This is a genomic window from Rhodococcus sp. (in: high G+C Gram-positive bacteria) (assembly GCF_049286785.1).
In the GTDB taxonomy this organism is placed as follows: domain Bacteria; phylum Actinomycetota; class Actinomycetes; order Mycobacteriales; family Mycobacteriaceae; genus Rhodococcus_F.
The window spans coordinates 1-4,337 of the sequence record NZ_JBAQEO010000116.1; the positions used below are offsets into that span (position 1 = coordinate 1).

A 4,337-nucleotide genomic window follows, 5' to 3' on the forward strand; every position below is an offset into this window, starting at 1 on the left:
GTCGGACGAAGTAGTCACCCGGTGGGTTCTCCTGGTTCTGGCGGTACGGGCAGCAGTGGCGCCGGTGGCAGTGCGGGGGCAGGGGCGGGCTGCACCTTCGGTTCGGCCGGGGGCTCGGAGATCGTCGTCCACAGGTCGGAGTACCAGGGACCCGCAGTCTCGGGGTCCTCCTCCTCCGGCTTCTCCGGTTCCTTGTTGTCGCCCGGTAGTTGCACCTGAATCGGGGTGTCGCCGGGTTTGACCCAGCGGAGCCGCCCCCGCGCCTGCGCCTCGATGTAGGCGGGGTCGGAGTAGCGCTCCTTCAGGATCCGCAGTTCCTTCAAGTCCTTCTCGAGCTGCAGTTGTTCTGCCGCAACACGATCCGCTTCCCCGCGCTGGGTGAGGTACGTCCGCAGCGGCACGGCGAGGGTGAGAGCAAGGAGCAGTACGACCACCACGAGAACCAACGCCCGGCCGGTCGACAACCCGAGGATCGTGTGGTCGGATCGTGCCAGGCGGGCGGCGGCGGACGTCCCCACTCTTCTGGGCCGGGCACGACCGCGCAGGACCTTGCCCGCGTCGTCGGTGGCGTCCGGCTTGCCGTCGGCCCCGCCACTCGACGGAGTCGCCTTGGTGGTGCGCGGGCGTCGCGCGCCGCCGGGAACTCCGTCGGTCCGACCACGCAGGGAACGTTCACCACGCCCGGAACCGCGGCCGCCCGGACTTGCTCCGGACGACCGCGGCCTGCCGCGCTGTGCCACTACCTCGACGCCCCCTACCGTGTCCGACTACGCAATGTCAGCCTTCGAAAGCGAACCGCGGGAAGGCGACCTCGCCGGCGTAGCGGGCGGCGTCCCCCAGGTGCTCCTCGATGCGCAGAAGCTGGTTGTACTTGGCCACCCGCTCGCTGCGAGCCGGCGCACCGGTCTTGATCTGACCACTGCCCACGGCAACGGCGAGATCCGCGATGGTGGTGTCCTCGGTCTCACCGGACCGGTGGCTCATCATCGTCTTGTATCCGTTGCGGTGCGCGAGATCGACGGCGTCGAGAGTCTCGGTGAGAGTTCCGATCTGGTTGACCTTGACCAGCAGCGCGTTGGCGGCGCCCTTCACGATGCCCTCCTCGAGGCGCTCAGGGTTGGTGACGAAGAGGTCGTCACCGACGAGCTGGATCTTGCCGCCGATCTGGTCGGTGAGTGCGACCCAGCCGTCCCAGTCGTCCTCGCTCAGCGGATCCTCGATCGAGACGAGCGGGTACGCGTCGATCAGCTCGGAGTAGAAGTCGGCCATCTCCGCAGCGGTGCGGTTGCTCCCCTCGAACTTGTAGCCGGAGCCGTCGGTGTAGAACTCGGTGGCTGCGACGTCGAGCGCCAGCGCCACCTCGGTACCCAGACTCAGGCCGGTCTTCCCGATCGCGACGCTGATGAGGTCGAGGGCTTCGCGGGTGCCCGCGACGTCGGGAGCGAAACCGCCCTCGTCGCCGAGTCCGGTGGCGAGCCCCTTCTCCTTGAGCACCGACTTGAGTGCGTGGTACACCTCGGCACCCCACCGAAGCGATTCCTTGAAGGTCGCCGCACCGATCGGGGCAACCATGAACTCCTGGACGTCGACGCCGGTGTCTGCGTGCGCACCGCCGTTGAGGATGTTCATCATCGGGACGGGCAGCACGTGCGCGTTGGGTCCGCCGATGTAACGGAAGAGCTCGAGACCCGACGATTCCGACGCCGCGCGGGCGACGGCGAGCGACGCGCCGAGGAGAGCGTTGGCGCCCAGCCGCGACTTGTCGGCGGTTCCGTCCGCGTCGAGCAGGGCCTGGTCGACCGTGCGCTGCTCGGTGGCATCGATACCGATGATCGCCGGTGCGATCTCACCGAGAACAGCCTCGACGGCCTTCTCGACGCCCTTGCCGCCATAGCGGTCGCCGCCGTCGCGAAGTTCGACCGCCTCGTGCTCACCGGTCGACGCGCCGGAGGGAACCGCGGCGCGAGCGAAACTTCCGTCGTCGAGCAGCACCTCGACCTCCACCGTGGGGTTTCCACGGGAATCGAGGATCTCACGGGCTCCGACCTGCTCAATGATGGACACTTGCTGATTCTCCTTTTATGGGGCTTCGCACTGTGCACCGACCGGTCCGATCGTGCCAGGACACCAGATCGTGCCAGCACACAGCGTAACGGCACACCGAAACGGACGTGGGACGGCGCGCCCCGTCTTCGTCTACGGCCGCAGACCCACCGAGTATGCGGACGCCCGGTCGCGCACCAGAGTCAGATATCTGCCCGACAGGTTGTACGCCATCAGCGCCGCTCGCCACCCCTCCGGTGTCGTCAGGTCACCACCTCGCGCGCAAAGGTAGCGGGCGGCGGTGAGCGCAGCGTCGTCGATGTTGTCGACGTCGGCGATGCCATCACCGTTGGCGTCGACGGCCCATCGCTTCCAGGTCTCGGGAATGAACTGGAGCGGCCCCATCGCGCGGTCGTGCACGGCATCGCCGTCCAGGGCTCCCCCGTCGGTGTCCGGGATCTCCGCGACGCCGGGACCGCCGTCGAGCGGGACACCGCGGATCGCGGGGTGCACCTGACCCGTCGGGTCGACCGACGCGCCACCATGGGTACCGTGCCTGATCTCCACGCCGGCGATCCCGGCAAGGGTGGTCCATCCGATCCCGCATTCCGGCTCGGTCTCCGTCATCACCGCCGCGGCGTAGCCGTACGCCTCCAGTGCCGTGTTCCCGATTTCGATCGCCTCCGCCAGTTCCCCCGACCACCCACGCAGCTGGTCCGCGGATCGTCCGGGGGCGTTGATGTCGAGTGGCGGTGTCGGCGCACCGGGCCCCGGAGGGATGCCTTCGGGTATGGCTGTCCGGGGCTGCTGATCCCGCGCGCAGGCACCGAACGCGAGCACCACGAGGACCATGGCAGCAAGAAACGCGACCACCGCGCGCGGCCATCGGTAAGGGCGTCGAGAGCGCACGGGATATCGGGTCACTCCTCCATCTTGCATATCGCCGGCGCGATGCCGGCACCGGCGGAAGTAAAGGCTTGGAAAAGAGCAGGCGAGGGCTTCGCTATCCCTTGCGTGACCGTGTACCTTTCCCCCAGACCTAAGGTTCGCCTACCCAAACTGACTCGGACACGTCGATCGCGTCCAGCTCGCCAGGAGTGCTCATGTCCGTCCTTGCTGCAGGGACCGCGCCGTCGATCGCCACACAGCTGTTCGGCAGCGGCCTCATCGGACTGCGCGAGGGGCTCGAGGCCGGGATCGTCGTGATGGTCCTCGCCGCATTCCTGGTCAAGTCGGAGCGCAAGGACGCACTGAAGTGGGTGTGGCTCGGTGTCACCATTGCCGTCGCCATGGTGGCGGTGATCTTCCTGACCATCCACTACGGCACGTCCACTGTCACCGGGCTGACCGCCGAAATCATCGCGGGAGCTGCCTCCCTGGTGGCAGTCGTGATCGTCACCGCAATGGTTCTGTGGATGCGAACGGCCTCACGCACCATCTCCACCGATCTACGGGCCGGAATGGAGAAGGCACTGGTCACCGGCCCGGTCGCGGTGCTCGCACTCGCGTTCTTCGCCGTGGGCAGAGAAGGTGTCGAGACGGCCCTGCTGATGGTGGGCTACGCCGAGAACACCGCCGGCAGCGCGTGGCCGCTCGTCGGGCTTGTCCTCGGAATCGCCGTCGCCGCTGTCGTCACGGTGCTGCTGTACTTCGGCGCCGTCCGCCTCGACTTCGCGAAGTTCTTCCGATACACCGGCATCTTCCTGATCGTGGTCGCCGCGGGAATCCTCGCGTACGGCATCCGGGCACTGCAGATCGGCGGCGTCCTACCGGGTGTATCCACGCTCGCATTCGACGTCAGCGCCGGCTACGACGCGTCCAGTTGGTATGGCACGATCCTCGCCGGGATCTTCAACTTCCGCCCCGACCCGACACTGCTGCAGGCCATCGCATGGGTCGTGTACATCGCGGTCGTCCTGTTCCTCTTCCTCCGACCGGTCGCGCGCACCGCGGGCACCCCTGCAACCGCGCGCATCGCCTCCCCCGAGCCCGACGAGACAGTGTTGTGAAAGGCCCCCACCTCCCATGAAAATCCTGCGCCGCACCACCCTCACACTCGCATCGGTAGCGGTTCTCCCGCTGGCGCTCGCCGGGTGCACCGAGAAGTCGACCGCCGCAGACGGCGACATCACCGTCACCGCCACCGACGACGGCTGCGACGTCGGCGCCGACTCCGGCACCACCGGGAGCACCACGTTCCAGGTCACCAACAACGGCAGCAAGGTCACCGAGTTCTACGTCTTCGCCGAGGGCGACCGGGCCATGGGCGAGGTGGAGAACATCGGTCCGGGCCT

At 67.7% G+C, this 4,337-nt stretch carries 4 protein-coding genes and 1 pseudogene; 2 read left to right on the top strand and 3 right to left on the bottom strand.

Going from position 1 to position 4,337, the window contains the following annotated elements:
* Positions 1-14: 14 nt before the first annotated feature.
* The 3 genes from WAW17_RS04585 to WAW17_RS04595 all read right to left on the bottom strand — a co-directional run bounded on the left by WAW17_RS04585 (position 15) and on the right by WAW17_RS04595 (position 2,982).
* Positions 15-740 (bottom strand): FtsB family cell division protein, encoded by a 726-nt coding sequence (locus tag WAW17_RS04585; protein WP_422331827.1) that lies wholly within the window; start codon positions 738-740, stop codon positions 15-17.
* Positions 741-777: 37 nt separating this feature from the next.
* Entirely contained in the window at positions 778-2,064 is a 1,287-nt protein-coding gene (gene eno, locus WAW17_RS04590; protein ID WP_422331828.1) for a phosphopyruvate hydratase, read from the bottom strand.
* A 132-nt stretch (positions 2,065-2,196) separates the two neighbouring features.
* Positions 2,197-2,982, bottom strand: coding sequence for a lytic transglycosylase domain-containing protein (locus WAW17_RS04595; RefSeq protein ID WP_422331829.1), 786 nt, complete (start codon positions 2,980-2,982; stop codon positions 2,197-2,199).
* A 164-nt stretch (positions 2,983-3,146) separates the two neighbouring features.
* On the opposite strand from WAW17_RS04595, the gene efeU reads away from it, so the two are divergent.
* Positions 3,147-4,052 carry an iron uptake transporter permease EfeU gene (gene efeU / locus WAW17_RS04600; protein ID WP_422331830.1) on the top strand — a complete coding sequence of 302 codons (906 nt, stop codon included), beginning with the start codon at positions 3,147-3,149 and terminating at the stop codon, positions 4,050-4,052.
* Between the two features lie 16 nt (positions 4,053-4,068).
* A pseudogene (locus WAW17_RS04605) lies at positions 4,069-4,337 on the top strand (peptidase M75); the annotation flags it as partial.